The 4,900-nt window shown below is 73.2% G+C and carries 3 protein-coding genes and 1 pseudogene; 2 read left to right on the top strand and 2 right to left on the bottom strand.

What is annotated here, in order from left to right; all coding sequences use genetic code 11:
• Both KN815_RS46530 and KN815_RS46525 read left to right on the top strand, forming a co-directional pair.
• Window positions 1-626, top strand: a pseudogene (locus tag KN815_RS46530) (polyketide synthase); the annotation flags it as partial.
• A gap of 146 nt (window positions 627-772) precedes the next feature.
• On the top strand, window positions 773-1,378 hold the full coding sequence (locus KN815_RS46525; RefSeq protein ID WP_216347822.1) for a response regulator transcription factor: 606 nt from the start codon (window positions 773-775) through the stop codon (window positions 1,376-1,378).
• A 66-nt stretch (window positions 1,379-1,444) separates the two neighbouring features.
• Here the strand turns inward: KN815_RS46525 and KN815_RS46520 are convergent, their stop codons facing one another.
• A complete protein-coding gene (locus KN815_RS46520) occupies window positions 1,445-2,728 on the bottom strand; it encodes a sensor histidine kinase (RefSeq protein WP_253209679.1) in 1,284 nt (427 codons plus the stop codon).
• 138 nt (window positions 2,729-2,866) lie between these two features.
• On the bottom strand, window positions 2,867-4,900 hold a 2,034-nt coding region (locus KN815_RS46515), incomplete at its 5' end, for a TOMM precursor leader peptide-binding protein (RefSeq protein ID WP_216347820.1).

Below are 4,900 nucleotides of genomic sequence, written 5' to 3'. Positions count from 1 at the left end.
CGGGCGCGGACTTCGCCGTCGTGGACCCGCTGACCGGGCGCCGGCTGCCGGACGAGGCCCCCGGGGAGATCTGGGTGCGCGGCCCCGCCGTCGCCACCGGCCACTGGGGCGGTCCGCCGGACACCGCGCCGCTGTTCGCCGCCCGGGTCGCCGAGGGCCCGGGCGGCTTTCTGCGCACCGGCGATCTCGGCCTTACGGTGAACGGCCGGCTCCGGATGACCGGCCGGCTCCGGGACGCCCTCCTGGTGGACGGCCACACCCTGCATCCACAGGACGTGGAGCGCGAACTGCTGTGCTGCGCACGGGCGCTGGGGTCGGCCCGGGTGTTCTGCGCGGGGCCCGGCGCGGGGGCGCTGGTGGTCGTCCAGGAGGTCGTCCGTACGGCGGGCGGGGCGCGCACCGGGCTGCCCCGGCTGGCGGCGCGGATCCGCGCCCTGATCGCGGAGGAGTTCGGTGTCGTGACCGGCGCGCTGCTGCTGGTGCGCCCCGGCACTGTGCGCGGGGCGGGAACCGCCAAGGTGCGGCGCGCCCTGCTGCGCGAGCGCTATCTGCGGGGTGAAGTGCGCGCCCTGCACGCCGAGTTCGGGCCGGAGGTCGGTGCGCCCTGCCGGGGTGGTGCGGCATGACAAGGGAGCGCGCGGTCGCGCTCGCGCAACCAGATATGCGTTCGACGGGCGTATTCGCCCACGAATCTATGGAAGGGCCGGGAGAGCGGGGGAATAATCGGTATGCGGGGTGATGACGGCGGGGCGCGGGGAAAGCAGGGGGCGGGATGGTCAGAGTGCTGATCGCGGAAGACATGCATATGTTGCGCAAGGCATTGGTCGCCCTGCTGGAATTCGAACCGGACATCGAGGTGGTGGCCGATTTCTCCAACGGCGCCGATATCCTGCCGCGCGCCCGTGAACTCCGCCCGGATGTCGCGGTCCTCGACATCGATCTGCCGGGTATGGACGGGCTCACCGCCGCGGCCGAGCTGAGCACCGCCGTTCCCGAATGCCGCACCATGATGCTCACCAGCCTCGGCCGCCCCGGAAATCTGCGCCGGGCGCTGGCCGCCCATGTCTCCGGCTTTCTGCTGAAGGACAGCAGCCCCGAGAAGCTGAGCGACGCCATCCGCGCCGTCGCCCGGGGCGAGCGGGTGATCGATCCACAGCTCGCGCTGGCCGCCCTGGACGACGGTCCGCAGCCGCTGACCCCGCGTGAGCTGGAGGTTCTGCGGTTCGCCGCGAAGGGGGAGGAGTCCGCGCAGATCGCGGCCAAGCTGTTTCTGTCGGTGGGCACGGTGCGCAACTATCTGACGTCCGCCGTGACCAAGCTGGACGCTCGCAACCGGGTCGACGCCATCCGGATCGCCCGCGAGGCGGGCTGGCTGTAGGACGCGTCAGGCCCGCACGACCGTCAGGCCGGGACGCCCGTCAGACCCGCACGTCGGTCACACCGGTCACGCCGTCACGGTCGGCCCCGGGCCGTACTCCTCCTTCGAGTCCTTGGAGTCCTTGGAGTCCTTGGAATCACTCGAGTCCTTCGCGCCGCGCTCCCGGCCACTCCGCGGTGGCGCGTCCACGGACACATCCAGCTCCGCCCGTAACTCGAAGCAGCCGTCCGGCCGTACGCCCGCGCACAGCCGCCCGCCCAGGTTCTCCACCCGGACCCGGAGATTGCCGATTCCGCTGCCGCCGTCCGTGCTGTCGGTGCGCAGGATCGTGGACGGCCGGCCGACCCCGTCGTTGACGAGCGTCAGCCACACCTGGCGCCCGCTGCGCCGCGCCTCGATCGCGCAGTGGTCGGCCTTGCTGTGGCGCAGCACATTGGTCAGCCCCTCGCGCAACACGCTCGCCAGCACCGTGTCCACCAGCTCCGGCAGCGGTCCGCAGTCGATCGCGGAGGTGGTGCTGATGCCCGCCGCGGCCAGCATCGAGCGGGCCGTCGCCGACTCCGCCGACAGCGACATCTTGCGATAGCCGCTGGCCACGGCCCGTACATCGGCCAGCGCCTGACGGGAGGTCTGAAGGATCTCCGAAAGCTCCTGCTGGGCACGGGAGTTCTGCCGGGGAACCAGCCGGTGCACCAGCTCGCATTTGAGGGTGATCGTGGACAGGCTGTACCCGAGCAGATCGTGCACATCCCGGGAGAACCGCAGCCGCTCCTGGGCGACCGCCAGCCGGGCCAGCTCCGCCCGGGACCGGGACACCTCGGCGACCAGCCCGGACAGCCGCGAGAGCCCGAAGACCACCAGCCCGGTCAGCGCGGTGGAGACCGAGGTGTACGCGACCTGGCCCCAGCCGAAGCCGACCTGGAACAGCAGCACATCCGTGCACAGCAGGATGGCCGCGAACGCCGGCCACGCCAGCGCCGGTGCCAGCACCAGCAGCGAGGAACCGGCCAGAAAGCCCGGCATGCCCAGCCAGGCGTGCTTGAAGACCGCGAAGGGGGCGAAGGTCAGCACCGCCTGGAGGGCCAGCGTCCAGCGGCGCGCGCCGCTGAGCCGGGGCGCGAGGCCGGGGAAGGAGTGCAGCATCTGGAGGCAGAGCAGCATGGTCATCGGCAGCAGCGCCAGCCCGAGCATCGCCGCGTCGATCGTCCTGCCCGAACGATTGCCGTCGACCACATAGGTGACGGCCACGGCGAAGTAACCCACCAGCACCAAGACCGTGATGACGACGGCCAGGCGCGGCGCCAGATTGCCGTGCTGGCGCGGTGGGTGGCTTCCGGCATCGTCGGGCAAGAGGCTCCCCTGCACTCGTCCTCCGGATGGTCGGGCCGGATTGGGCGGCTTGCCCGAGAGTATCCGATCTTTGCCGGAGGTGGAGAGGCCGCGTGGAAGGCTCATGGTGTACGCAGAGTTACCGGTTATCACGGGGGATCACAGGAAAAACGGAATCGGGTTGAGATCCGCGTAGGGCGTGGGCCCCGGCAACCGGCCGAGCGCTACGGGGGCGTCGAAGAGCCGGCCGGGCGCGAACCGTGCCCAGTGCGGGCGCATTCCGGGCACCAGCACCTTGGCCACCGGCAGCCCCACATCCGGCCGGGTCTGGTCCAGCACCAGCAACTCCATCCCGCGCTGCCGCGCCAACTCCCTTACGGCGGCCAGTGCGCCGCCCTCCGGGGGGCCGGATATCCCCGGGAGCGGTACGGCGGCGGGGTCGGGCGTCAGATACGGATGGTCGGCCAGGGCCGCGGTACGGAACCAGCGCAGCGCCTCGGGCTCGGCGGCGCCGTAGCCCCCGCCGTCGGCGCGGGCTTCGACCACCGCCGGGAGCATCTGGTTCAGCTCGGCGAACGCGTGGCACAGCGCGGTGTGCCGGTCGAAGTGGGCGCCGAAGCCGAGGGTGATGTCCTCGGCGGGCTTGTCGAGGCGCCGGGAGAGCGCGGCGACCACCGGGATGCCGAAGTCCGTGGTGAGGTCCAGGGCCCACACCTCGCGCGCCAATCCCCGGTGGGCGGCGCGCACTTCGGCCAGCCACGGGTCGTCGAAGGCGTCCAGGGCCACGGCGGGCTGCCGGGTGCGGTTGTACCACCACAGGGCGACCGCGTCCCGCTCCACCAGCTCCAGGAAGCCCCGTACGACGGCGTCGGCCAGGGTGCCGCCCGCCGCCGCGCCGTTGGAGTCCGCACGGCAGCAGCGGCGGCCCGGGGGCTGCGGGGCGCCGTAGTACAGCAGCGCGGTGGGCAGCAGCCGGTGGCGTTCGGCGGTCAGCGACCACACCGGGGTCCAGTCCAGCTCCGCGCCCTCGTCGAACGGGTCGCGGATCCGGTGGCGCGCGGGGAGGGCGGGGTCCCGGAACTGCCGCTGGTCGAAGAGCTGGACGGTGTCCGGGTGCACCGCGTCGTCCGGGTGCAGATCGCGGTAGCGGGCGCGCTGCCGCGGCTCGTCCCCCTGGAAATGGCCGCTGTAGTGCTCCAGGGCCTCGCACAGCGCGCTCGCCCGCGCCTGTTCGGCGGTGCGGCCCTTACCGTGGGCGGCGGCCCGCAGCCCGGCCCTTACGGCGTCCAGGCCGCTCTGGGGGACCGCTCCCGCGTACGAAGGGTGGCGGGCGTGGAAGCAGTTGAGGACGGCGGGGCCGCGCGGATCGCGCCGGATCTCGGTGACCAGCCCGGTGACCGGGTCCACCAGATGTCCGTAGCGCTCCATGATCCGGCGCGGGGAGGCGTCGGTGCCGGTTTCGGCCAGCGGCTCCCGTGGCGACGGCAGCGCCAGGGGCGCCCGTATCCGGGCCGCGACCAGCGCCGGATCGCCGCAGCCGGCGCATTGCGGGCGGCGGGAGAGCGGATGGCGGTCCACGGTGGCGGTGAGGCTGTCCAGGGTGCGCAGCTCCCGCTGGCCCGGATGCCGGTGCCCGGCCAGCCACTTGGCGGCCTCCAGGGCGGCGAGCTGGAGCGCGGCGGCGCGGCTCGCGGGCAGTGAGGCGGGCGGGCGCGGCACCGGTCCTGGGCGGCCGAGCCGGTGCTGGAGATACGCCTCGGCCTGCCGTCCGCGCCACAGCCGGTCGGCCAGGCAGACCCAGCACGGGTCGTCGGGAGCGCCGAGGAACGGGCCCAGCCACGCCTGGGTGCCCACCGGTTTGACGGGCAGCCAGCGACGGCCGGCGGCGCGGTGGGCGGCGTCCACGGCGGCGAGCCGCGGATCGAGGTAGTCATCGCATACCACAAGGGTGAGTTCTGCGTCGTCATGTTGACGGGGGGCGATTTGACATATCTCTCGCCGGGGGCTAACGACCCCGGGAGCCGTCGGATCGCCGTCCGCCGCCTTCCCGTCCACGGTCCTCAGATCCACGGTCCTCAGGTCCGCGATCCGCAGCCCCGCGGCGCGCAGCGCCCGGACCACCTCGCCCGGGTCGGCCGAGCCGAGGACCAGCGGGGCCACCGTGGGGCGGGACGGCGGGGGCGCGGCGGCCGG

Source organism: Streptomyces niphimycinicus (genome assembly GCF_018883605.1).
GTDB classification, from domain to species: Bacteria; Actinomycetota; Actinomycetes; order Streptomycetales; family Streptomycetaceae; genus Streptomyces; species Streptomyces niphimycinicus.
Note: the sequence above shows the minus strand (reverse complement) of the source record. Positions and strands in the feature narration are given on the sequence as shown.